This is a genomic window from Pectobacterium cacticida, assembly GCF_036885195.1.
GTDB lineage: Bacteria > Pseudomonadota > Gammaproteobacteria > Enterobacterales > Enterobacteriaceae > Pectobacterium > Pectobacterium cacticida.
On record NZ_CP133656.1, the window covers coordinates 784,650 to 808,752 of the forward strand.

Here is a 24,103-nt window from a genome sequence, read left to right on the forward strand (position 1 = left end):
TTAACCAGTACTGTCGCATTTGAACAAGCTCTGTCAGTTGGCAATGTCCCCGAATGTCCGCGCACAGATCATCGTTGTAAATCTGTTCTGCTTTCGCCAGGGAGGTCGGCCCGCTGTGCCAACTTGATGAAATCGACGAACGCGCGCAAGGGCGGTGGTACAAGGCGGTGGCCCGAGTAATGGCCGGACACAGTGTGTCGAAACCTAAAAAACCATTTTAATCAAAGGCTTTGTTGTGTGAATTTGTTCCCTTCACTCGCTACAGAAATACCTTCTCTGAAGTTCCCCAAAGTCCACAAAATCTAGTCATCACAAGGGTTCACGCGAATTCTCTATCGCTCAGGGAAAACCCACGTCTATCTAAATCTACGTCTCAATGTGTATAGGACATGAGGACATCTGAAATCCTATATACATTCGCTCTCAATACAGGTAGGAAACTATACACATGCCGCAGACAGACCCTGAGATCCGCCAGAAATGCTTATTGTGGACCACACCGGTTTTCTGGGCGCAAATTTAACCTAGGAGCTCAGGCTGCATATCAGTTTGTTGTCCTGGAAAACCTCCCTATAATCATGGGAGCAGTAAAGGATTCTCCCTATTAGCCGTTATGCGAACGGCGTGTCAATGACTTGCTCAAGGAAAAAATATGACAACAGTATCTCGCCGGACATTCCTGTATTATTCCCTCGCATTATTAACCATGCCGTTGACGCGGTCGGTCGCGCAAACTGTTGCCACCCCAACCGTCCTCGATGGAGTCAGGCTGGTTGATGGCCTAGGGGGAACGCCTGTAGAGAACGCGCGTATAGTCATCGCCGATGGACGCATCGCAGCCATCGGGCCATCACAGCAAGTGGCGATACCTTTAACTGCCCGGGTCATCCCTGTTAATGGTGGCACTGTCATACCGGGCCTCATCTCTGATCACGTGCACCTCGGCGGTTATGATGGCCTGGTTGCAGGGCCGTCTGCGCAAAATGCCGATAATATACTGAAACAGCTCAATGTTTACCTGTCATATGGCGTTACGACGGTTGCCTCAATGGGAACCAATGGTGCGCTCGTCTACGACCTGCGTTCTCGCCTGAGCGCGGGTTCAGTTTCCGGGGCTGATATTCTGGTTGCGGATCATGGGATTGGCGTTCCTAATGGCGCGCCACCTGCGCCGCTAGGTCCAGACCAACTTGACCGTCCGGCTTCGGTGCAAGAAGCCCGGCAGGCAGTGCGTGCGGCGGCGGCGCGAGGCACGAACTTTATCAAGCTCTGGCTTGATGATTTTCAGGGACTCAAACTCGTCAAGATGTCGCCGGAAATCTATCGGGCCGCAATCGATGAGGCGCACAAAAACAACCTCTGTGCCTTTGTTCATATCCACTATCTGGATGACGCGAAAGACGTGTTGCGTGCTGGAGCTGACGTGCTCGCACACGGTGTGCGGGATAAGGCGATCGATGGCGAATTCATTGAATTGATGCGCAAAAACAATGCCTGGTACATTCCAACGTTGACCGTAGATGAGGCATTCTATTTATTTGCCGAGCAGCCACAGGTTCTGCAAGACCCGTTTGTACGTAAGGCGCTGCACCCTGATTTGCTGAAACAATATGAAAGTGAAGAATGGCGCACTAAGCAGATCTCCAATCCAAAGGCTTTGTCAAGTTGGCATAGTGGGCTTGCTGTAAACCAGCAGAATACAAAAACAGCTATTGAAAACGGCTTGAACGTTGGATTCGGCACTGATTCAGGTGCGATGCCGTTGCGCGTTCCTGGATTTGCTGAACACCGGGAACTGGAACTTTTGGTAGAAAGTGGTATTTCACCTCTGCAGGCTCTGACGTTGGCTACGGGTAAAGCCGCACAGGCATTGAAATTGGAGGATCGCGGCGTATTGGCTGTTGGAAAACGTGCCGACCTCGTTGTGATTGATGGTAACCCCATCAAGAATATCAGTGATACGCGCCGTATTCGTTCTGTGTGGAAAGCTGGCACAGAGGTTTCTGGCCTATCCTTGACGTAGTGCTCATCTTGCTTTCAAATCAGTCAATGAAAGTAAGCTCACGATGTCGAGATGCTCAGGAGTGTAAGCGAAGTATGTGGCGTCACGGCTTTAAAGGGGGAAGTCTGCCGCCGGTATGGGCAGCGTCGATGTGAGAATAATTTCACGCTCAGATAAATTTTGTAAAGTGAGGAACGTTCGTGAATAGCTATATCTTGTTGGGCGGAGCTATCGTGGCTGAAGTCATCGGTACTACCTTTATGAAATACTCTGAAGGATTTACGCTTTTATGGCCATCAATCGTAACTATCCTTAGTTATTGCGCCGCCTTTTATCTCCTTTCTCAGACGTTGAACACGATACCTACTGGCATTGCTTATGCTATTTGGTCCGGCGTAGGGATAGTGCTGATTAGCCTCGCTGGCTGGTTAATCAGTGGACAAAAACTTGATATCCCAGCTATTGCGGGTATGTTCCTTATCTGCGCTGGTGTTTTGGTTATTAATATCTTTTCCAAAGTATCACCACATTAGATATCGTCGACACGTATTAGCAATCTGATACGTGTCGATAGCTATCCTCCCTCTCATCCTTAGAACCTATCCCTTAGGGCTATATTACGTGCCATTTTGGCCCAGGGCAGTGCTCGAAATCTCACGTACTCCGTGTACGCTCCGATTTCTGCGCGCTGTCCGTGACCAAACTGACTGCGCCAATGACGCCTACTGTAATCCGTATTCCTGTCTGTGTCTGTGATAGAAGCATCGTTACCATTATTTGGGTAAATATGACGCTATTCCCGTCAATTCCATGACTACAACCTCAATGCCAACCCATCGTAGGCCGCCCGGACATTTTGAGGCAGCAGCGTTTGTGTCTGGAGCCAGCTATCCAGCTCGTGGCCGATGTGGGTCAGGTACAACTGTTTGGGATTGAGTTGGGTTGAGATCGCCAACGCGCATGTGACGTCATTGTGGTTACGCGGTGGAGACGATCGCGGGGGATGGCTGCAATCGACCACGGCATAGTCCAGCGAGTATGACGCGAGAAATTGAACGGTTTCAGGCGGCAATCCAATCGTATCGGTCAGGTAGGCCAGCGTATGCGTCGACGTTTGGATGAGGTAACCGTAAGTTAATTTGGAATGGATTAAGGGCAGTGGCGTGAACCTGATGCCATCCAGTTCGAAGGGCTGGAACGGTATTAGCGGCGGCTGAAAATGCAATATTCCTGGGTGCTTAAAGAGATCGTCGCAGCCCGCGTCATCCGGTGGCCCAAAAACAGGAATACGCTCGCCATAGCCCCAGCGTAGGGGAAATAACCCCTGAACGTGATCCATATGATAGTGGGTCAGCAGAATATGCCGATCAGAATAAGGGAGCAGATACGGCGCTAGCTCCGGCAATCCGGCATCAATCAGGATGAGCCGGTATTTGGTTGTGAGTGCCGCACAGCAGGCACGGCGCCGCTTTTTTTCATCTTGCAGCGCCTGCTGGCAAACTTCACATTTACAGCCAAATGCGGGAACCTGCTGCGCGCTGCCGGTTCCCAGAAAGCGAAAAACGATCCCGTCACTATTTGCTGCCATCGGTTTTCTCCTGCTCTCCCGTGTGTTTTCCGCTCGATCTATTGCTTATTGTGTGCTGTGCAAGCGCCGTCGAACGGTAGCAATGACTGAAAGGTGGATAAAGTGCGTTGCAGGTCGCCGTCGTTATTCAATAACATACAGTCGCTTGGTAAGCGGCGCTGCTCTTCTTCCGCCCGCCGCAATCGCGTCGCGATTTGCTGTTCGCTCTCCCGTCCTCTGGTACGTAACCGCTCTCGCAGTATCGATGCAGAAACAGTCAGACATATTGGAAACAAGGTGTTGCCATAACGCTCGCGTGCCTGGCTCAGGTAAGCCCGCGAGCCATTCACGATGACGTTGTTCCCTCGCTGTAGCCAGTCATCAATCTCTATTCCGATACCATAGTAATACTCGTGCGCTTGCCAGTGGAGCGCGAAAAGGCCAAGCCGCTCGCGGAGCGCAAACTCTTCCATGGTCAGCGCAATATGGTTCTCTCCTTTAATTTCAGCGGGACGCGTAATGTAGCGATGCGCCACCAGCAGGCGTGGCAGCGCTAGCTGACGAATCGCCCGGAGCAAGCTATCTTTGCCTGCTCCGGAGGGGCCGATGAGGTAGATGAGTTTCGTCATGATCAGAATACCCGGATGCCCTGACGCCACACGCGCATTAGTTTCATTTGCGGAGCATGTCGTGTAACAAGTAGCAGGTCAGCTCGTCGCCCTTCTTCAATGCAGCCGCGATCGTTAAATTGCAGCACCTGAGCAGGATTACGGCTAACCAGCGCGATCGCGCGCGGCAGATCGTAATCATTACGTTCATCCTCCGCGATCATGAACGCCGCCTCCAGCAGGCTGGCCGGATAATAGTCGGAAGATAAGATGTTAAGTACGCCCAACGTCGCCAGATGGTGTGCTGACACATTGCCCGAGTGTGAGCCGCCACAGATGACATTGGGCGCCCCCATAAGCACATTCATTCCAACATCATGCGCCTGCTGCGCCGCGACCGCAGTGGTAGGAAATTCGGCAATGCTCACACGATACTGGTGGGCTTCGCTGATATGCTCTGGCGTTGCATCGTCATGGCTGGCCAACGTAATGCCTCTATCATGACAAAGGCGGACAATCGCTTCGCGGTTAGTCTGTGACCAGCGGCGCGAACCCGTCAACTGTTCCTGTTCAAATGCGGCCATTTGCTCGTCATTCAGGTGATATTTGCCTTTGTAATACTGATGATATTTCTCCTGAGAGGAAAATTGCCGCTGCCCTGGCGAGTGATCCATCAATGATGCGAGCACGACCAGTGGGATATCGACTAGCTGTTCAAAGAGCGGAAATGTATCCTGGTGTGGCAATTCACAGCGCAGATGCAGATGATGATCCGCCCGATTTGCGCCATGCTGCTGGCTGTACAGTACCGCATCCGTCATGCGTCGCAGGTTATCAAGCCGATGGCCGCCATCACGGACATCTCCTACCGCGATGGCATCCAGAACGGTAGTAATCCCGCAGGAGATAACCAACGCATCATGATTGCGCATTGCCGCTTCGGAAGGCCAGTTAACGCCAGGGCGTGGAGTAAAACACTTGTCGAGATTATCCGTATGGAGTTCCACAAGCCCCGGCAGGAGCCAGGCCTGTTCGCCATCCAGCGCGCCGGGATGACGACTGGGCCTGGCGCTGATGTGGTGAATCACGCCGTTGCGTACTTCCAGTGACCCATGGACGATTTCCTGTGCGAGCACCATATTGACATTATTGATGATCATTTGCGGTCTCCTGAGCGTTGGAGATTATCGGCATCGAGTGCATCGACATTGTATACAGGCGATCGGCGACCTCCTGACGAACCTCGTCATCGTGAAAAATCCCGACGATGGCACACCCTTTGGCTTTCGCATTACTGATGAGCTGCATGACAGCCAGTCGGTTTTGGGCGTCCAACGAGGCTGTCGGCTCATCTAACAGTAGAATCGGGTAATCGCCAATGAATCCGCGGGCAATATTAATGCGCTGCTGCTCACCGCCGGAAAAGGTGGCGGGAGCGAGCGACCACAGCCGCTCAGGGACGTTCAGATGCGTCAGTAATTCACCGGCGCGCACCTCACTTTCCTGACGAGACATACCGCGTTCCAGTAAGGGTTGTATGACTACGTTCAGTGTACTGATGCGCGGAATGACGCGTAGGAACTGGCTTACCCAGCCCACGGTTTCACGGCGGATTTCCAGCACATGGCGGGCATCTGCGTTGACGATATCGACCCAGCTTTCGCGATGACGTATCCAGATGTGGCCGCCGTCAGGCTGATAATTGCCATACAAAGATCGCAACAAAGTGGATTTTCCGCTCCCGGAATGCCCGTGCAACGCCACGCATTCACCGCCTTTCACAGACAGGCTGACATCGTGGAACACCGGCAATCGTGCGCCCTGTTGGTTATATAACACGAACGTTTTATCAACGTTCTCAATGCGTATTTGCGTTTCCATCAAGCGTCCTTTTGTCTGGATTTACAGAATGGAAGAAACCAGTAATTGGGTATAAGGGTGGCTCGGATCGTCGAGCACCCTGTCCGTCAATCCTTGTTCGACAACCCGCCCTCGCTGCATCACCAACAGGCGGTGTGACAACAAACGGGCAACGCCGAGATCGTGTGTCACGATGACGACGGAAAGCTGCATTTCCACGACCAGTGTTCTGAGCAGATCGAGCAATCGCGCCTGTACCGATACGTCTAACCCGCCGGTGGGTTCATCCATAAATATCAGTCGTGGCGCCGTCACCAGGTTACGTGCGATCTGTAGGCGCTGCTGCATCCCGCCGGAAAACGTGGTTGGCAGATCGTCCATCCGGTTCTCGGGGAGTTCGACGTTTGTCATCCACTGTGCCGCCTTCCTACGGATATCCCCGTAGTGCCGATTGCCGATAGCCATGAGCCGTTCGCCGATATTACCGCCGGCAGACACGGTAGCGCGTAGCCCTGCCAGCGGTTGCTGCCAGACAATCCCCCATTCGGTTCGCAGCAGCGCACGCCGCTGCCGTTCACTAATGTCATAGATCGAGAGTGCCTGATGATTGAGATCACGATAGATAACGTCGCCTTCCTGCGGTGCCAGCCGGGCAGAGATCGCATTCAATAGCGTTGTCTTGCCTGAACCCGATTCGCCGACAATCCCTAACACTTCCCCTGGCCATAACTGAAACGACACGTCGCGGAAGCCTTTTTCCGGTGCATACAGGTGCGTGAGGTGTTGCACTGTCAACAAAGGGGTGTCGGATACATGATGTGCTGTCGTCATGACGTTTCTCCTCCCTGGTTCTGTCGCTGCTGGCAATAGTCGGTATCGGAGCAGACGAACATACGGGTCCCGTCATCATCCATTACCACTTCATCGAGGAAGCTGTCGCGGGCGCCACATAGCTCACATGGCTTGTCCCACTGCTGTATTGTGAAAGGGTGATCGTCGAAATCGAGGCTTTCCACCACGGTGTACGGCGGAACGGCATAGACCCGCTTTTCACGCCCTGCGCCAAAGAGTTGCAGCGCAGGCATCATGTTCATCTTCGGGTTGTCGAATTTTGGGATGGGCGATGGATCCATGACGTAGCGGTGATTCACCTTCACCGGGTACGCGTAGGTTGTGGCAATATGGCCAAAACGCGCGATATCTTCATAGAGTTTCACCTGCATCACACCATATTCTTCCAACGCATGCATTTTGCATGTTTCGGTTTCTCGCGGTTCGATAAAGCGCAGTGGCTCAGGGATTGGCACTTGAAAGACCAGGATCTGATCTTCCCTCAGTGGCGTTTCAGGAATGCGGTGTCGTGTTTGGATCAGCGTCGCATCGCAGGTTCTTTCTGTAGTTGCTACCTTTGCCACCTTGCGGAAAAACGAGCGAATCGACACGGCGTTGGTCGTATCGTCAGAGCCTTGATCGATCACTTTGAGCGTATCGTCCGGCCCGATAATGCTGGCGGTGATTTGAATGCCGCCGGTGCCCCAGCCGTAAGGCATCGGCATTTCCCGGCTACCGAATGGCACTTGATGCCCTGGGATGGCGATCGCTTTCAGGATTGCACGCCGTATCATGCCCTTCGTGCTTTCATCCAGGTAGGCATAGTTATATTCCGTTTCTGGCCGGCTGCCTGTCTGGTGGGAGATCGTTGTCTGTCCCATCACGCGTTACTCCTTGACACAGACGCAAGGTATTCCTCACGTAGTCGTTTTAATAGTTCCAGCTCTGACTGGAAATCGACGTAATGCGGAAGTTTCAGATGCGAAACAAATCCCGCTGCTTCCACGTTGTCGGCATGGGAAAGCACAAACTCTTCATCCTGAGCCGGGCCGCGAATTTCCTCTTGATAATCGGCAGTCTGAAGTGCGCGATCGGCTAATGCCACCGTAATGGCCTTACGCTCTGAACGGCCGAATGCCAACCCGTAACCACGAGTAAAATGCGGTGCATCGCTGGTGGGTTTAACAAATCCGTTTACGGTTTCGCATTCCGTGAGCAGAATCTCGCCAATATCAATGGCAAAACCCACCTCTTCGGCGACGATGCTGACCGTGATATATCCCGTTCGGATCTCGCCGACGAACGGATGGTTGCGCCCATAGCCGCGCTGGGTTGAATAGCCGAGCGAGAGGAGAAAGCCCTCATCACCACGAAACAACTGTTGGAGACGTGCCGCCCGCGTGCCGGGGTAACTCGGCGGAACCATCGTAATGTCTGGTGGATCGTTGTCCTCGTTGATATCGCGCTCAGGGACAAGATGTTGTTGCGCCAGAAACTGAAATGCGTGAGTAATGTGCTCGCGAGCTTCCTCTTTCGTGTCAGCGGTGTCGAGGTTCGGCGCGACAGGATCCTCACCGGCGGCCAGAAGCGAGAAATCCAGCAATCGATGAGTATAGTCATAGGTCGGGCCCAGGAGCTGCCCGCCCGGTAAGTCTTTGAAAATGGCTGACACTCGGCGTTCGAGACGCATATCAGACGTATTCAGCGGTTGACTGATTCCCCAGCGAGGCAGCGTAGAGCGGTAAGCCCGTAAGAGAAAGATACTCTCTACCAGATCTCCACTGGCTTGTTTAATGGCCAGCGCGGCGAGTTGGCGGTCGTAAATATTGCCTTCCGTCATGACGCGATCGACAGCTAAGTTCAACTGTTGTTCTATCTGTGTACAGTCCAATTCTGGAATATCCGTGCACCCGCGTCGGCGACAGGATTGTAGCTGGTGAGCGGCTTCAATGGCCTTTTCCCCACCTTTCACGGCAACGTACATTAGCATTCCTCCACGTGGGTACTTCTAGGGATCGCAAACAGCTTTTTCCCAGAGGTAAAGAGAAAATCCAATCCTGTAGGGAAAGCATGAGGGCGGTTACATAGGTAGTTCCTGACACGATCGGGCAAATGGGGAGAGATAACGCGATGTGTCTTGATGCCAGGACCGGTTAGCTTTAAACACGGCCCGTCATGCATTCCGTCCACCTCGACAATAACCGTGGTGGATTTTTCTGGCTCGGCTTCGCTGCCACAGGAGAGCGTCATCAGATCGTAAGAAAAAGGATTTCCGCTTAGCAGCACAAAGTAGGCCTCTTCCAGCGTTGTAACGATCGGCACGTTCGTATGCAGACAAAGCGTGCGCAGCAGCAGCGGATTACTCATCTGCGGATCGATAAACAGCGGCGTAGTGTGGCTGGTCAGCGTAAGCAGCGTAGCCGCCGTAGCGGAAGATATTGATTCCAGACCGGAAACATTGGGCACGGTTACCAGAGAACCCGGCTCGCTCATTGCCTTCACGATTTTGCGAAAGCAGAGCTGAGTGCCAAATACAGGGTGGGCGAAGCCCGTCATTGTTGTCATGACAAATTATTCCCCCCTGACCAAAGTAAAGAAATTTACCCGGCTGGCAGCCACTTCATGCTGTAGCCGCTCCCGATGCGCGCGTTGCACGTCCGCTAATGGCGTGATGATGCGATCCCAGATTTCGTGGAAACAGGCTTGGGTTTGCAGTAGCGCATCGATCCAGGCGCAAAGTTCGGCATGTGATTTATTTCTGCCCGCGATATAGCTGTAACCGCACGTCCCATCTTCCAGCTGTACCGCCGCGCGGGTCACGGTCATATCGCCGACAATAAAGCGCGGGCCATCTACTTCCATTCTTCCCTGTAGCTGGATTAAGCCAATCTGCGTCGGGCGTAAGAGCTGATAACTTGCCGGGAAATCCAATCTTCCCCAATGTTCTTTCAGTTCAGCCGGATCGCTGTGCGCAAGAATTGACATCCAGTGCTGGCGTTGTGTTAACTCTGACATTTATTCCCTCCTTGCTGGTAAGGCGCGTGAGAGATAAGCAAAGCAGGCGGTTTGATCTTGCGGCTCCGCCGAGAGTTCCGCTGTGTTTTGATAGCACTGACGCGCCGTATCGAAGAATTCGCTTTGGATCTCGGCGCATTGGAAAAGCCTATTGGCCAGATCGAGATCTTTAAGGCGGATGGATAAAGGGACAGACACAGTTTCACGCGGGTTCAGATAGCGATCCAACATGACATCCATATAGGTCGAGCGACCGCGTCCCAGCGTTAACGCCTTTGCCAACACATCAGGGGCGATGTCATGGCCTTCCGCTACCAACAGCGCTTCCGCCGCCACCAGCAGATGCACCGCCTCACAATAGTTATTAATTACCTTCATGGTTTGTGCACTGTGGTTACTTGCCATCAGCACATAATGATCCGATAGGCTGGTTACGACATCGTTAACCGCACGAGCATAATCATTGACACACGGACCCACCCAGGCGGCAAGTTTGCCCTGTCGCGCGCCCTCCGGCCCGCCCGACACGGGGCATTCCACATAATGAGCGCCATGCTGATGAAAAAAAGCCTCCATCCAGCGGCTCTCTTCCGGCCCTACCGTGCTGATATTGATAAACAAAGGGTGATAGCGAGTCAGTTTCTGTGTCACCTTTTCCGACTGGAAAACATCACGTATCGCCTCTGCATCTTTCAGGCAGATCAGCACAACCTGTTTTTCCTGCGTAAATAACTGGTGCAGTTCAGAGACCGCGTGAGCGCCTTCGGCAGCAACCTCGCTTGCTTTACTGTAAGTCCGGTTAAACACACAGAGCGAAAACTGACGTTGTAATAGTCTGAGCGCAATCGCTTTTCCTAATACACCCACACCAACTAAAGAAACAGAATGAGTCATATCGGCAATCCTTGTCGCTAAGAAGTGAGCAATACCCAGGGTATCGCCACTCATCAAGAGGCCTGGGGTACATCGAGAAACTGCATAAACGCATCACGGTTTTGCGCCGGAGACGTTGCAGGCCGCTCGAGATCGCTACGATGGCCGACGCGGCATTTCACCTCAATGAACTGACTGACGTGCGCCCGCAGCGCCTGTTGCAGCGCGGCTCGTAAGGCTTCTTCCGTTTCGGTGTAGTAAGTGTCGCCATAGCCGCAAGCAGCCGCGATGGGCGTTAGCGGTAATCGGGACGCGGCCGTGGGCTGCCCTCCCACGGAATCATGGGCGCCATTGTTGATGACGACGTGTATCAGGTTGTTTGCCTGGGCGGTGTTCGTCAGCCCACCCATGTGCATCAGCAGTGCTCCATCCCCATCCAGACACACGATTTTCCGCTGCGGTTGCGCATCACATAGACCCAATGCAATTTGGCTGGCAAGGCCCATGCCACCGACAGTGAGAAAATCTCGCTGATGCCCTTCACTCCGCCGCTCACGTAGCTCATAGAGTTCGCGGGACAACATGCCCGTGGTGCTTACGATAGGAAGATGAGGAGGCAGTTCGTTCAGGCAGACGGCTACGATAGCTTCTCGCTGCATCAGCACCGGTTCCACCGTGGAATTGGCGGGGGCGGCAGACGAGGAAAACGTATTTTTTCTCACTACCAGCGCCACGGGGCGGTGTTCATCGTGCGCACGTTGAAGCAGGGCCTGAATGTCATCCCACGGAGACGGGTTAAGTCCATCCAGAACGATATGCGGGATATCAAGCACATTAAGTTGGGCCAATGTGACTCGCCCCTGCATCACATGCTGTGGTTCATCGTGCAGTTGCTTTCCGCCGTCATCGATCTCGCCGCGCCAGCCAACGATGAGTAATAGTGGAATACCATAAACATCTGGCGTAGCCAGAGAACAAAGGGGGTTGATCGTATTACCCAACCCCGAGTTTTGCATATAGACCACGGGCAACGTTCGTGTCGAGAGATAATGACCAATTGCCATCCCTATCGCACAGCCTTCATTACTCGCGATACGGTGCGCCAACCCACTATGATTACTTTCAATCGCCAGACAAAATGCTTTTAATAATGAATCAGGGACGCCACTGAAAAAATGTACGCCGCGTTGAACAAGAAATTCGATGAGTTTATTAGGGTCAATCATAATAAACCTTCCCTTTGCATCACGCCGTAGTTAACCGCAATGATGATAATTTAATTATGAAGTAGAAATAACAAGGTGCAATATAATTATGTAATCCCCCAAATAGCCAATAAACCAAATTGACTCATTGATTTATTTATCATGTCTTATAATAAAAACAGACTTCTAATGCTCAATAATATCGCTATAAAATAATTATACTGAACCGAAATATATTTCTTTACCGTGTTCCTGGGATAAGATCCAAAATATCTTTTATCGACATGCATTTATCCTCAACTTCCAATGTTCGACCATGTTTGAGGATTTCCGGCAAAATCGACTTCATTGCAGGATAAGCCGCACGTAACATATGGTTTGCATAAATCACGATATTGAATCCACTATCAACTAACTCATCGAAAGTGATATCGTTAAAACTGGTGGGCACACAAACCAGAGGTAGATTGGGATAATGATCGCGGAATTGTCTGGCGAAAGCCAAGATTTCGGAAGGATTCTTATGCCGGCTATGGATCATAATCCCATCGGCGCCGGCTTCAGCATAACGCAGGGCGCGGTTGATCGCATCTTCCATACCGACGTCCAGAATCAGGCTCTCAATACGGGCGATTAGCATAAATTCAGGCGTCAATTGTGCTTTTTTGGCGGTCGTAATTTTTTCGCAAAAGTCCTCTACGGAGGCCTGCGTTTGTTTTACGTCATTACCAAATAAAGAGTTCTTTTTTAGACCCGTTTTATCTTCGATAATCATGGCGGAAATGCCCAAATTTTCGGCCGCCCGAATATGGTGGGCCAAATGTTCTGCTTGCCCGCCTGTATCGCCGTCAAAAATTAATGGACGCGTGGTAACATCAAATATTTCCGTAATCGCATGAAACCGATGGCTAATATCAACCAATTCCGTATCGGGTTTTCCCCGCAACGTGGAATCAGTGAGTGAGCTGGACCAAAATGCATCAAATTGATAATGAATATCGCCGTCCTCATAAGCGGCTTGTTCGATTAATAAAGCAGAAAGTGGGCTGTGGGCTTCCATCACACGAATACCTTTCTGTTGCCGTAATAATTCGCGAAGAGCACTACGTCGTGAACCCGGCGTACACCCTTTATAGGAATCCGTTGGGGTATGATTAGATAAATTGACAGACATGGTTATCTCCTATGTACCATAAAGTTGATGTCTACTTTCCCTAGAAAACCAAAAGCAGCAATCATAAGATCAATTACGTTATATTTATTTAAATAAAATATGCCAACAAGTTGATTCTATTCTTTGAAAACCACACTTCAATAGGGGTAAAAATTTTTTGTTTATTTTTATATTTCCCCTACCTTATTGAAATAAAATCGATTTAAACGAGAAAAAAACGCCTTTGGCGAAATTTTAACCAGTAAAACGAGACTTATTTATATAAAAAAACTAAAAAAATAGTTTTTTTGGTTTTTTATTCCAATAAATCTTTCTGTAATACTGCTAATGAGTAGAACCGTATTCTTATAGATTGATCATAATGTCGGGTTACATGGATAAAGAAATTTCGGGAGCGTCCCTTTGGTTCGATTTCCGGTGATGCCTCTAATTAGTTGGCTCTGATGTATAATACGGGCTTTTAAGATTATCTCATGGCCAGCGTTAACGTTCATTGTGCCCGTTGTCAGTCTGCTAAGGTTTACCGCCAGGGTCAGAACCCTAAAGGCCATGACAGATTTCGCAGCCGTGATTGCCACCGTGTGTTTCAGCTCACTTATGCTTATGAAGCACGTAAGCCGGGTATTAAAGAGCAGATCACTGAAATGGCCTTCAATGGTGCCGAGGTTCGCGATACCGCCAGAACACTGAAAATTGGCATTAACACCGTCATCCGGACTTTAAAAAACTCGCGCCAAAGCGAATAACGTCTTCGCCTGTTGCCCATGCTGGGGTGGCGCTTATCTGCGAACTTGATGAGCAATGGGGCTTCGTTGGCAGTAAAGCCCGGCAGCACTGGCTCCGGTACGCGTAAAACACCAAAACAGGCGGTGTAGTGGCCTACACTTTTGGTCCCGAACTGATGATGTACTCCTACCAACGGGTAAGCCGCAACTCACTGGAGCGCAGGAAAACATGCAGATTCAGCTCCAGCGCAAGACGGGTCAGAATTCGGCCTTTGTAGTTCTCCATCTTCCCCAGCAGTTCAGGCAGGCGTTTCAGCGGCAGGGCGGGGTGATGTTGGGTCGCCACGGGGGTCACGACGCCATCTAAATCGTAAGCCGGATTATATTTGATTACTCCCTGCTGGACGGCGTGGCGCATGATTTTGGTCAGATGCTGGCGCACCCGTCCGGCAACGTCATGCACACCTTTATCGTCGATGGCCTTAACCAACTGCGCCAGATGATGGGTTTCAACCTGAGCAATATCCATCGCACCTATCGCAGGGAAAACGTAGCGTTTCAGGCAGATAAGAATTTTATCGGCGTGCGCGTCCGACCAGAGTTTAAGGCTGCTGGTATGCCACGCCTGAGCGACATACTGAAAGGTGTGGGATTCCTCAACGGCGGGGTTGTTCGATTTACGAAGCTGAGAAGGGCTGATGCCGGATGCCAATAGCTTACGTGCCGCATCGCGCTTTTCACGGGCCTCTGCCAGCGTGGTTTGAGGGTAGGGGCCAAAGGCCAGACGGTTCTCTTTACCGCCGAAGCGATAGCGGAAATACCATAACTTAGCGCCGCTGGTAGATACCGTGAGGTACAGGCCTTGTGAGTCAGTGAGCTTATAAGATTTTGCGAGAGGTTTCGCGGATCGGACTTTGCTGTCAGTTAACCTATGAGGGTCACTCCCGTTCATCGAACTGAATGACCCGCAATCTGACCCACAAATTCCCCGATACGAAGGGATAAATCAAAACGCATCGGAAAAGATTTTCACGCCAACTTATTGAATCGCAACAACATAGGGATTGATAAGGAGGCATAAAAAAAGGAATGGTGGTGCCCGACTCGGACAAACGCCAAAGGCGTTGAACAGCGCGCTTGTCGCGCTGGCCCTGAAAGGGTGAGCCGCTTGCGGCGAATAATCGAACGTAGTTCGATGGAGAGTCCACACGCCGGAAACGAAAAAAACCCTCGCCAAAGGCGAGGGTTAAGAAGAAGTGGTGCCCGGACTCGGACAAACGCCAAAGGCGTTGAACAGCGCGCTTGTCGCGCTGGCCCTGAAAGGGTGAGCCGCTTGCGGCGAATAATCGAACGTAGTTCGATGGAGAGTCCACACGCCGGAAACGAAAAAACCCCTCGCCAAAGGCGAGGGTTAAGAAGAAGTGGTGCCCGGACTCGGACAAACGCCAAAGGCGTTGAACAGCGCGCTTGTCGCGCTGGCCCTGAAAGGGTGAGCCGCTTGCGGCGAATAATCGAACGTAGTTCGATGGAGAGTCCACACGCCGGAAACGAAAAAACCCTCGCCAAAGGCGAGGGTTAAGAAGAAGTGGTGCCCGGACTCGGAATCGAACCAAGGACACGAGGATTTTCAATCCTCTGCTCTACCGACTGAGCTATCCGGGCAACGGGGCGCATTAAACCGTATTGATTACGTGGCGTCAACGGGTTTATGTCACAAAGCAGAGCGCCTGCGCTATTTTCAGGCAATTGATGTTTTTGATAACCAACTTCTGGCGATCCTTTCGCCGCTCTTTGCCTGTCTGTGTTTATTCTGGGCCGACGCGGCAAGTTTAGTTGCACTTTTACCAGATTGCGTGCGGACGGTATTATTGAATTCGGCGAAGAATAATGCCACTATTGCGCGGTTTTTAACGTCTCGTTCACCTGAACGTCCCTTTAAGCCTAGCTAGCGTGTAGCGAAAAGAGGATAACCGATATGTCAGATTCATTGTTTATGGTGCTACGCGCCAACGCATTGATGATGCTATCGTGCGTGCCATTTTCTCCCCGTTGCGCGACCTACCTTTCCCCCAGTCGATTATCCTTCTTCACCATGCGGTGAGGCGTTTGTTCGCTCACTGTTAGGCATGAGTAAAAATAGAGTACGGCTCTGCTTTTACTGATGTCTATCGGATGGTGCTGGCTCCAGTTTTTCCATTCTTGGCCTACAGTTGACCTGTAGGGATCGTGCGCTTGTCGCCGATGATTGGCATGGTAATTGGTTGGTATTGTTATCCCTGAGCGGTGTCTTCCAGACACGTATACTTACCCTCAACCGTTTGGCTTGGTTACATGAAACAGTTAAAAATTGCGGCGAATGCAGCGGTTGCCACCCGTTTAATCACAGCGCGTGAGATTGTTGCGTTGGGGCAGACGGATTTCACTGATGTGGCGGCGGTCGTGGTGTCGATTGAAGAAGCGCGTAGCGGCATTTTGTCGTTGTTGCAGCACACCGGCTTTGGCATTCCGATGTTTGTCGAAGAGCCCGATGAAGATAAAGAATCAGATGTTCCGCCAGCAGGTAGCGAATGGTTGAATCTTGATGAGGGCGGCGAGCATGCAATTGTGTTGGAGCATGCGGCGAAAGCTTATCAGGATGCGCTGTTGCCACCATTTTTCGATACGCTAACGAAATACGTCAGAATGAAAAACACCACCTTTGCCTGTCCGGGGCATCAGGGCGGGCAGTTTTTTCGCAAACATCCGGCAGGACGCCAGTTTTTTGAGTTTTACGGTGAGAACGTGTTTCGTTCGGATATCTGCAACGCAGACGTCAAGCTGGGCGATTTGCTAATTCATGAAGGTGCAGCGAAGAAGGCGCAGAAGCACGCCGCACGTGTATTTAACGCAGATAAAACCTATTTCGTGTTGAATGGCACATCTTCAGCAAACAAAGTAGTGACGAATGCGCTGCTGGCATGTGGCGACCTAGTGCTTTTTGATCGTAATAACCATAAATCCAATCATCACGGCGCGCTAATTCAGGCGGGCGCTACGCCAATCTATCTGGAAACCGTACGCAACCCGTTCGGCCTCATCGGCGGCATCGACGCGCACTGTTTTGATGAAGCGTATCTGCGCAAGCTGATCGCGGAAGTCGCGCCGGAACGTGCCAATGAACCACGTCCGTTCCGTCTGGCCGTTATCCAGCTCGGCACCTATGACGGCACCATTTATAACGCGCGTCAGGTCGTCGATAGTATCGGGCACCTGTGTGACTACATTCTGTTTGATTCCGCCTGGGTGGGCTACGAGCAGTTTATTCCGATGATGGAGCAATGCTCGCCGCTGTTGCTGGATCTGAATGAAAATGATCCGGGTATCTTTGTCACTCAGTCGGTGCATAAACAGCAGGCAGGCTTCTCCCAGACCTCGCAGATCCACAAAAAAGATACGCACATCAAAGGCCAGCGTCGTTTCTGCAATCATAAACAGTTGAATAACGCCTTCATGCTGCATGCCTCGACGAGCCCGTTTTACCCGCTGTTCGCGGCACTGGATATCAATGCCAAAATGCACGAAGGAGAGAGCGGGCGTCGCCTATGGATGGACTGCGTGAAGCTGGGTATTGAGGCGCGTAAGCAACTGTTGACGCGCTGTTCGCTCATCAAACCGTTCGTGCCAGTGACGGTGGGGGGCGCACTCTGGCAGGATCACGATACGCAGACGATCGCGCAGGACGTGCGCTTCTTCAACTTTGAGCCCGGCGAGAAATGGCATGCATTCGAAGGGTACGCGAAGGATCAATACGTTATCGATCCCTGCAAATTATTGCTGACCACGCCAGGTATTGATGCCGCTAGCGGCGCGTATACCGAATTTGGTATTCCGGCGACGATTTTGGCTAACTACCTGCGTGAACACGGCATTATCCCGGAAAAATGCGACATGAACTCAATCCTGTTCCTGCTAACGCCAGCGGAGGACGCGGCAAAAATGCAGGAACTGGTGAATGCGTTGGTGCATTTCGAGACGCTGATCGCCCGCGATGCGCCGCTGAGTGAAGTGCTTCCCAGCCTGTATCAGAAACACAAAGTCCGCTATCGGGGTTATCGGTTGCGTCAATTATGTCAGGAAATGCATGATTTTTATGTTCAGCGTAACGTGAAAGATTTGCAGAAAGCCATGTTTCGCAAAAGCGCGTTTCCTACAGCTGTAATGCTGCCACAGGATGCCAACAGAGAGTTTGTGCGCGGGAATATCGAACTGGTTCCTATCGCCGAAGCGGAAGGCCGTATCGCGGCAGAAGGCGCATTGCCGTATCCGCCGGGCGTACTGTGCGTGGTGCCGGGGGAAATCTGGGGCGGAGCGGTGCAGCGTTATTTTCTGGCGCTGGAAGATGGCATTAACCTGTTACCCGGATTTACGCCAGAATTGCAGGGCGTTTACAGCGTTACAGAAGAAGATGGCAGCAAGCGTTTGTATGGTTACGTACTAGAATAATAGCGTGATTGTCCTTCAAATCATGAATTCGGCCAGTATTAACTGGCCGAATAGTACAGGCATAGTTGTTAGAACATGCCTTCAAACGGGTTCCAGCTTTTGCTACCCTGAATCTGTTTGAGATAATACGCGTGGTTAGCTGTTAACGCCCACATCATACTAAGGGCGGTTCTAACGGCGCTCTCGGTATAGATTGGCAGCGAGATGCTGGTATAGACGTCGATATAAGCAAAAATTGTGGCGATAACCAGTGAAATACCAAGTAACGTCAGGTTCTTACGCCATAATCCCAGGACAAAGAAATAAATGATACTGAAGAAGAAGGCGATGAAGTTGAATTTCAATAGCATTCTGGTGCGAAATGTCGCGTTTTTACACCCATTTTTGAAGGTCGCCGTGTTGGGTGCCCCAAACTCATTATAAAATGCGAATCGCGTCTGCCATTTTTTAGAATATTGTTTCCCTACTGTGTTTTCCATAACCGCTCTCTTATATAAAAAATTAATCATATTGCTGTGAATTATTTCGTTAATAATTTTACTGACTGATTCTGCGTCTTACCACTGTGTATTTAAGGATGGTAAGTTTAGGTGGATTTTATTGTTGTTTTTTGCTGATAATTTTCTTTCTGTATTAATAGCAGAGTAATTAAGTGGTATTGTTTTCAGGTTAATTGCGTCAATCCTAGGCGTGGTGCTACGCGTGGTAAAGGAATATTGTAAAACCGTATTTATCGTCACAAATATTTATTCTGACAATTTTTATTAATGAAGAGTCACATGTTGTATTAAGTAAAATTAATATCTGTGGTTAAACACAGTATTAATGCGCACGATCGCAACAATAGTAAAAGAAAGCGTTATTTATTAGCGTTAATCGCGCGTTTGTTTTCCGCTCAACGATTTTCATCGATTTACGATCATGGTGATGATCGCCGAAAAAGAGGGACTATATCGCGTTTTAGGTCGCGAAGAGATGAAGGCCATTGTTATAAAAGTGGTTTTCATCGTATCAATGTCGGAGAAATAGTTATGGCATGGCGCATCACACTCGGATTGTTCATCAGTTTACTACTCAGTTTTGCCGCTCTGGCGGATGTTGGCATCGGGTTTCAGCAGATAACCATCGTAAAAGGTGCCGATAATCGGCCATTGGATGTCGCCGTCTTTTATCCGGTTTCGTCATCCTCGCAGACGACAATCATTGGCGAAAACGCCGCCTTTCCCGGCATCACCGTGAGTAAAAATGCTGCGCCTGAATCCGGCAAATATCCGTTGATTGTGGTTTCGCACGGCTATGGCGGGAGCTGGCTTAACCAACTGTGGCTGGCAGAGGCGTTGGTTAAGCAAGGCTATATTGTCGCTGCCCCTAATCATCCTGGAACCACCACTAAAGATATGCGGACTGAGAAGGCGCAGGAATTGTGGCAACGGCCTCATGATATCAGCCGTGTCGTCACTGCATTACTGGCTGCGCCAGAAAAGATGGGGCGGGTTGATGAGAAGCGGATTGCTGCTGTCGGTCACTCGCTCGGGGGATGGACGGTGCTTGAGCTTGCTGGTGGGCGCTTTAGTACGGATCAATTTGAGCAGGATTGTCTGACGCACGCTGGGCTGGCGTCCTGCAAAGTCTACGAACGAATGCAGGTTGCAAAAAATGCCGCATCGCGTACACAGCTTGATAAATCACTCGCCGATCCCCGTATTCGCGCCGTCGTTTCGCTGGATATGGGGCTGGCACGCGGTATTACCGCGCAGAGCCTGGCGGCAATCAATATTCCCGTTTTGATTATGGCAGCCGGGTATCCCAATGAGGAACTGCCTGCCGCGTTGGAGTCTCACGATCTGGCGCGGAAGCTGCCGCCAGCGCATTCAACGTATAAGGAAATTGCCGACGCGACGCATTTTAGTTTCATGCAGCGTTGTAAACCGGGTGCTATTGACATCATCAATGCCGAGAGCCCGGGAGATGGCATGATCTGTCTTGACGGCGGGGAACGCTCGCGTGAGCAGATCCATCAGGACGTCGCGCAGGATATCAGTGAATTTCTTCAGGCGGCGTGGCGGAAGCCATAACCTGTTCCTGAAGTGGGTGCTGACTCCGCCAGACGCTGGGGCTCATTCCCGTTAGCCGCAGGAATTCGCGGTTGAAGTTTGATTTGGTCTGGAACCCGCTGGCTAGCATGATATCCGTAATTCGGTCATCCGTTTGGCTGAGGAGGCGTTTAGCCTCCTCGATGCGATATTCGTTCATCACCTGAGAAAAATTACGACCGTGAACGCGGTTGATGGTTTCGGACAGGCGCCGGAGCGGTATGCTCATGCGTCTGCTCAAACGCTGAAGCGTCATGCTCGGATCGGTGTACAGCGCGTGAGTGCGGATGAAATCATCTAACGCTTTCGCGAGCCGGTGTTCGTCTTCGGTCACTGGCGGCGCGACGGGGGGCGGGTCAGCCTGCGGGGTAAGTCCTACTGGCGGTACTGTACGGTGTGTGACGATCAGCAGGGTCAATATCGCCAGCATGGCAAGATGAAATGCGGTGATGAAGGTCGTCGCGCGACTGCCGCTGTAGAAAGCGATATTCAGCGCAATCACCATATCAATCGCGCCGGAGATCAGAACATATAACCCGGCGATAAACGGCGCACTTTTCCAACTGGGGGATGGTGTTTGCAGACAGCGAGCGCGGTAAATCAGCGTTGTCCCATAACCGAAGTAAATACTCACCAGCGTTATATCAATGAGCGGAATAGACGTTTTGCTCTGGGCGGCGTGTGCACCAAGAATGAGTAAGGGGGGTAACAGGGGCACGAGAGAGTTGCCGCGTCTGCGGGGTATATCCTCAGATTTTTTTTCGCTGCGAGGGAAAAGGCAAAGCCATAGCAGAGGCGGAATCGATGCGGCAATCGCAGGCTGGATAAACAGAGGTATGGCCACGTGGCTACCCCAGCGTAGTGCCACCAGCGTCATAGTAAGACAGCTTGCGCCGATGAAGATCGCCTCTGCTTTGGTGCTGCGTTTTTTCGTGTTCTTGTTAGGACGATTGTGCTGAATATCCAGAAATCGGATGCGAAAAAACAAAATAACCAGCAAAAGTGCGGTGATAAAAGGCAGGGGAATCGCGGTCATTGTGTTCATCAGAAACGTTTCTATGAAATAGTGTTTTTAGCCATCTGTCCTCATGACGCCACGCTATCGAAACAGGCTCGATAGCGCGGCGTTCAGCGGTACACACGAATTAGCGCAGATAATTTTTCTGCGCCATGTTCACTTTATAGAGATAACGGCGCGATTCGCCAGAAGGATGTTTAGTCGTGAGCGTTTGATAGACTTCGCTTGGCGACATACTGTTGATAATGCTAACAGCACGGTCGCGATCGCTGGAGAAGACGCGCAACACGCTACCCGCGCCGCCGTTATAGGCGGTGATCATGGCATAGCGTTTTGACGTCGGGTTTTCGATCCCGGCTAAATAGCTGTTCTTTAAGAGCGATAGATAAGCGGTGCCGGCATCGATATTGTTCTCTGGATCAAACAGATAGCTGCGACTTGGCTGCCCCCATTTCCCTTTCATTTTAAAAACATCGCGCCCCGCGCTGTGCTGCACTACTTGCATCAGTCCTAATGCGTCGGCATGGCTGACGGCATAAGGGTTAAAGCTGGATTCGGTCTGCATAATCGCCAGAATTAGTGACGTTTCAATGCCGTAACGTTCAGCTGCCTTACGCACCAGCGGAAGATATTTGTGGGCGCGCTTATCCAAATGGTTCGGCACCAGTTGTATGGTGACCGACCAGATCACATGCAGGCCGGACGTGCGTTTTTGCAAGCGGTTCTGGAGTAAATAATCCGCGAAGCTGGCGGCGCGGCCCTCCCAGCGAATCGGTTGCCCGGTGTTATCTAGCACCTGACCATAGAGTAGTGGTTCACGGCTGACCTGAATATCGTTAGCGTCGGAATACAGGTCGGTATTGCTGGCATCATCGCCCATCAATAGGGTTGTGATGATCGCCTGGCGCAGGCTGGCGACGGCGTTCGTCGCCGAAATAGTTTCAACCGTGATCGTACCGGCATCAAAGTTGATGTGGCTACGTGTCTGATATTGATCGGTATATTTAACGTAGTCTTTTGGGCCAGCGATCAAAACTTCATTGATGCCCCAGATGTTTTCGATGTTATTGGCGAACTGCCCCATCAAAATATCAAAGGCATTCGTATCTTTGATAAACGCCTCGTTGTTGGTATTCCCTTTGTTTCCCGAACAGGAAACTAATAGCGGTGCAATCACCAGCAGAGCTAACATTTTCTTCATATTACAAAGCCGTGTCGGAATAAGGGCGCAAGCGGGCCCGGAAGCCCACCTTCTCAATGACTGGGAGGCGTATAGCCTTCGATATGTACGTCCTTTCCTTCGAACAGAAATTTGATCATTTCCTGTTCCAGCAGTTTACGGTCTTCAACATTCATCATGCTAAGTTTTTTCTCGTTGATCAGCATGGTTTGCTTAGTTTGCCACTGCGCCCAGGCTTCTTTAGAAATTTCGTTATAGATGCGCTTGCCGAGATCGCCGGGGTAGAGTTGGAAATCCTGTCCTTCGGCGTCGCGTTGTAAAAACGTACAAAAAATGGTTCTGCTCATGCTTGTTCCTCATCAATTTCGCGGGCATGCGAATGTGTCGCCTGCGGGTCAGCCAACGCCCTCAGCAGGCGTTCTACCGGGGCGGCCAGCCCGACAGACGGCGGCTGCGCTAAGTTATACCAGAGACCTGCACCGTCATCCATGCAGGCGCTGTATTGTGAACGTTCGCTCTGCGATACGTCCAGCCAGAGCGGAACGATATCCAGATGAAAGTGGCTGAATGTGTGACGGAATGCCACAAGCTGTTGCAACCTATCAGGATTCAGACCACGCTGTTGCAGCCAGAGTTCCAATTCCTGACGGGTGCTGAACTGTGGGAAACAATAGAGCCCACCCCAAAGCCCAACCGCGGGGCGCTGTTGCAGCCAAACCTGCGCGTCTTGTTGCATTAACAGAAACCAGCCGGTTCTTTCCGGCAACGTCTGTTTCGGTTTTTTACCGGGGTATTGCGCCCAACTGTGGTTGGCGTAAGCAATGCAGCCGGTGTTGAGCGGGCACAGCTCGCACTTGGGACGGCTGCGAGTGCATACCATTGCGCCGAGATCCATCATCGCTTGATTAAACTGGCTGACGCCTTCGGCTGGCGTGACATTTTCGCTTAGCTCCCACAGCGTCTTTTCAACCTCTTTCTTGCCCGGCCAGCCGTCAACGGCATAACAGCGCGCCAGCACGCGCTTCACGTTGCCATCGAGAATCGGGTAATGCTGGCCGAGAGAGAGCGACAGCACGGCGCCTGCGGTGGAACGTCCGATGCCCGGCAACGCTGCGACTTCATCAAACGTAGTGGGGAATTCGCCGCCGTGACGTGACACGATGGTCTGGGCCGCTTTGTGCAGGTTGCGCGCACGGGCGTAGTAGCCCAGCCCGGTCCATAAGTGGAGCACTTCGTCCAGCGGTGCGGCCGCCAGCGCGCTCACGTTTGGAAAACGCGCCATAAAGCGTTGGAAATAGGGAATAACCGTGGTGACCTGCGTTTGCTGCAACATCACTTCGGATAGCCAGACTTTATAGGGGGTTTTCTCAAGCTGCCACGGTAGGGTTTTGCGGCCATAGCGTTGATACCAGTCCAGCACCTGATGGGCGAACTGTTGCGCTTGCATCATAAAATGGGGTCACTATCCGA

The 24,103-nt window shown here is 51.4% G+C and carries 22 protein-coding genes, 1 tRNA gene and 2 pseudogenes; 6 read left to right on the top strand and 19 right to left on the bottom strand.

Annotated features, from left to right (window positions below; genetic code table 11):
- Positions 1–652 precede the first annotated feature (652 nt).
- Entirely contained in the window at positions 653–2,023 is a 1,371-nt protein-coding gene (locus tag RFN81_RS03730; RefSeq protein WP_264497841.1) for an amidohydrolase family protein, read from the top strand.
- A 179-nt stretch (positions 2,024–2,202) separates the two neighbouring features.
- Positions 2,203–2,535, top strand: coding sequence for an EmrE family multidrug efflux SMR transporter (locus tag RFN81_RS03735; RefSeq protein WP_264497842.1), 333 nt, complete (start codon positions 2,203–2,205; stop codon positions 2,533–2,535).
- A 281-nt stretch (positions 2,536–2,816) separates the two neighbouring features.
- On the opposite strand, the gene phnP is transcribed toward RFN81_RS03735, so the two are convergent.
- From phnP to aepX, 12 genes are all read right to left on the bottom strand, one after another.
- Complete coding sequence (gene phnP, locus RFN81_RS03740) at positions 2,817–3,569, bottom strand: phosphonate metabolism protein PhnP (protein ID WP_378929291.1); 753 nt, start codon at positions 3,567–3,569, stop codon at positions 2,817–2,819.
- A 59-nt stretch (positions 3,570–3,628) separates the two neighbouring features.
- Complete coding sequence (gene phnN / locus RFN81_RS03745; RefSeq protein WP_264497844.1) at positions 3,629–4,198, bottom strand: ribose 1,5-bisphosphokinase; 570 nt, start codon at positions 4,196–4,198, stop codon at positions 3,629–3,631.
- A 2-nt stretch (positions 4,199–4,200) separates the two neighbouring features.
- Complete coding sequence (gene phnM, locus RFN81_RS03750) at positions 4,201–5,337, bottom strand: alpha-D-ribose 1-methylphosphonate 5-triphosphate diphosphatase (protein ID WP_264497845.1); 1,137 nt, start codon at positions 5,335–5,337, stop codon at positions 4,201–4,203.
- Positions 5,324–6,058 (bottom strand): phosphonate C-P lyase system protein PhnL, encoded by a 735-nt coding sequence (gene phnL, locus RFN81_RS03755; protein WP_264497846.1) that lies wholly within the window; start codon positions 6,056–6,058, stop codon positions 5,324–5,326. Before phnL ends, phnM begins: the two co-directional genes overlap by 14 nt.
- A gap of 21 nt (positions 6,059–6,079) precedes the next feature.
- On the bottom strand, positions 6,080–6,868 hold the full coding sequence (gene phnK, locus RFN81_RS03760) for a phosphonate C-P lyase system protein PhnK (RefSeq protein ID WP_264497847.1): 789 nt from the start codon (positions 6,866–6,868) through the stop codon (positions 6,080–6,082).
- Entirely contained in the window at positions 6,865–7,749 is an 885-nt protein-coding gene (locus tag RFN81_RS03765) for an alpha-D-ribose 1-methylphosphonate 5-phosphate C-P-lyase PhnJ (protein ID WP_264497848.1), read from the bottom strand. Before RFN81_RS03765 ends, phnK begins: the two co-directional genes overlap by 4 nt.
- The gene (locus RFN81_RS03770) at positions 7,749–8,852 is read right to left on the bottom strand and encodes a carbon-phosphorus lyase complex subunit PhnI (RefSeq protein ID WP_264497849.1); all 1,104 of its coding nucleotides are present in this window, start codon (positions 8,850–8,852) and stop codon (positions 7,749–7,751) included. The genes RFN81_RS03765 and RFN81_RS03770 overlap by 1 nt, the downstream gene beginning before the upstream one ends.
- Positions 8,852–9,433 (bottom strand): phosphonate C-P lyase system protein PhnH, encoded by a 582-nt coding sequence (phnH, locus tag RFN81_RS03775; protein ID WP_264497850.1) that lies wholly within the window; start codon positions 9,431–9,433, stop codon positions 8,852–8,854. Before phnH ends, RFN81_RS03770 begins: the two co-directional genes overlap by 1 nt.
- A 6-nt stretch (positions 9,434–9,439) precedes the next feature.
- The gene (gene phnG / locus RFN81_RS03780) at positions 9,440–9,883 is read right to left on the bottom strand and encodes a phosphonate C-P lyase system protein PhnG (RefSeq protein WP_264497851.1); all 444 of its coding nucleotides are present in this window, start codon (positions 9,881–9,883) and stop codon (positions 9,440–9,442) included.
- Positions 9,884–10,831 carry an NAD(P)-dependent oxidoreductase gene (locus RFN81_RS03785; RefSeq protein WP_264497852.1) on the bottom strand — a complete coding sequence of 316 codons (948 nt, stop codon included), beginning with the start codon at positions 10,829–10,831 and terminating at the stop codon, positions 9,884–9,886.
- A complete protein-coding gene (aepY, locus tag RFN81_RS03790) occupies positions 10,831–11,982 on the bottom strand; it encodes a phosphonopyruvate decarboxylase (protein ID WP_338539452.1) in 1,152 nt (383 codons plus the stop codon). The genes RFN81_RS03785 and aepY overlap by 1 nt, the downstream gene beginning before the upstream one ends.
- A gap of 220 nt (positions 11,983–12,202) precedes the next feature.
- Positions 12,203–13,135 (bottom strand): phosphoenolpyruvate mutase, encoded by a 933-nt coding sequence (gene aepX, locus RFN81_RS03795; protein ID WP_264497854.1) that lies wholly within the window; start codon positions 13,133–13,135, stop codon positions 12,203–12,205.
- A 473-nt stretch (positions 13,136–13,608) separates the two neighbouring features.
- Here aepX and RFN81_RS03800 point away from each other — a divergent pair.
- Positions 13,609–13,985: pseudogene (locus RFN81_RS03800) on the top strand (IS1 family transposase); the annotation flags it as partial.
- A 65-nt stretch (positions 13,986–14,050) separates the two neighbouring features.
- Here the strand turns inward: RFN81_RS03800 and RFN81_RS03805 are convergent.
- Together RFN81_RS03805 and RFN81_RS03810 are read right to left on the bottom strand one after the other, a co-directional pair.
- Positions 14,051–14,812 (bottom strand): annotated as a pseudogene (locus tag RFN81_RS03805) (tyrosine-type recombinase/integrase); the annotation flags it as partial.
- A 634-nt stretch (positions 14,813–15,446) separates the two neighbouring features.
- Positions 15,447–15,522: transfer RNA gene (locus tag RFN81_RS03810), tRNA-Phe, on the bottom strand.
- Positions 15,523–15,835: 313 nt separating this feature from the next.
- On the opposite strand from RFN81_RS03810, the gene RFN81_RS03815 reads away from it, so the two are divergent.
- A complete protein-coding gene (locus tag RFN81_RS03815) occupies positions 15,836–15,961 on the top strand; it encodes a hypothetical protein (protein WP_264497855.1) in 126 nt (41 codons plus the stop codon).
- A 230-nt stretch (positions 15,962–16,191) separates the two neighbouring features.
- Complete coding sequence (locus RFN81_RS03820; RefSeq protein WP_264497856.1) at positions 16,192–18,342, top strand: ornithine decarboxylase; 2,151 nt, start codon at positions 16,192–16,194, stop codon at positions 18,340–18,342.
- Between the two features lie 68 nt (positions 18,343–18,410).
- Here the strand turns inward: RFN81_RS03820 and RFN81_RS03825 are convergent, their stop codons facing one another.
- Complete coding sequence (locus RFN81_RS03825) at positions 18,411–18,821, bottom strand: DUF2628 domain-containing protein (protein ID WP_264497857.1); 411 nt, start codon at positions 18,819–18,821, stop codon at positions 18,411–18,413.
- A 552-nt stretch (positions 18,822–19,373) separates the two neighbouring features.
- Between RFN81_RS03825 and RFN81_RS03830 the strand changes: the two genes are divergently transcribed.
- Positions 19,374–20,417, top strand: coding sequence for an alpha/beta hydrolase family protein (locus RFN81_RS03830; RefSeq protein ID WP_264497858.1), 1,044 nt, complete (start codon positions 19,374–19,376; stop codon positions 20,415–20,417).
- On the opposite strand, the gene RFN81_RS03835 is transcribed toward RFN81_RS03830, so the two are convergent.
- The 4 genes from RFN81_RS03835 to mutY all read right to left on the bottom strand — a co-directional run bounded on the left by RFN81_RS03835 (position 20,380) and on the right by mutY (position 24,083).
- Positions 20,380–21,471, bottom strand: coding sequence for a helix-turn-helix domain-containing protein (locus RFN81_RS03835; protein WP_319800200.1), 1,092 nt, complete (start codon positions 21,469–21,471; stop codon positions 20,380–20,382). The genes RFN81_RS03830 and RFN81_RS03835 overlap by 38 nt on opposite strands.
- Positions 21,472–21,580: 109 nt before the next feature.
- A complete protein-coding gene (mltC, locus tag RFN81_RS03840; RefSeq protein WP_264497860.1) occupies positions 21,581–22,654 on the bottom strand; it encodes a membrane-bound lytic murein transglycosylase MltC in 1,074 nt (357 codons plus the stop codon).
- A gap of 53 nt (positions 22,655–22,707) precedes the next feature.
- Positions 22,708–22,980, bottom strand: a complete 273-nt coding sequence (locus RFN81_RS03845) for an oxidative damage protection protein (protein WP_264497861.1) — start codon at positions 22,978–22,980, stop codon at positions 22,708–22,710.
- A complete protein-coding gene (mutY, locus tag RFN81_RS03850) occupies positions 22,977–24,083 on the bottom strand; it encodes an A/G-specific adenine glycosylase (protein ID WP_264497862.1) in 1,107 nt (368 codons plus the stop codon). Before mutY ends, RFN81_RS03845 begins: the two co-directional genes overlap by 4 nt.
- Positions 24,084–24,103: the final 20 nt, after the last annotated feature.